Annotated in this window: 1 protein-coding gene; it reads right to left on the bottom strand. The window is 59.7% G+C overall.

Annotated features, from left to right (window positions below):
• On the bottom strand, window positions 1–253 hold a 253-nt coding region (locus DY467_RS25775), incomplete at its 3' end, for a GntR family transcriptional regulator (protein ID WP_502706463.1).
• Between the last annotated feature and the right edge of the window lie 164 nt (window positions 254–417).

Here is a 417-nt window from a genome sequence, read left to right as displayed (position 1 = left end):
GATGTCTCCGGGTCGCTTCGGCGTAAGCCCGCGACACCGTGCTGACATTAAGCTCGAGGCTCCAGGCGAGTTCACGATGGGTGGGGAGACGGTCTCCCGGTCGCAACGCGCCGGTCGCGATCGCCTCGGCCAGAGCCTCGACGATGGCGACGTAGCGCACGGGATGTCTGCCGGTAATGTCGGGTATCCACATTGTTTGCCAGACAATGTTTTGATTGACCCGCACAATGCGTCTGCAGATGATGCAAATCAACCTCTGGTCGTGTGGTTAGTTCGGCCAAGAGGGACGCGTGGTGCGAGCCGCTGAGCAGGAGGTCGCATGGTAACATCCCGGCCGTGTTCCTCATGAAAATCGATGCACCACGTTCGAGGTGTGTTCAGGACTAGTCCCGGCCTGATTCGCCTCTGATACCAACG

It is taken from the genome of Rhodopseudomonas sp. BR0G17 (assembly GCF_010907025.1).
Classification (GTDB): Bacteria; Pseudomonadota; Alphaproteobacteria; order Rhizobiales; family Xanthobacteraceae; genus Rhodopseudomonas; species Rhodopseudomonas palustris_H.
This window is presented reverse-complemented; position numbering and strand designations above follow the sequence as displayed.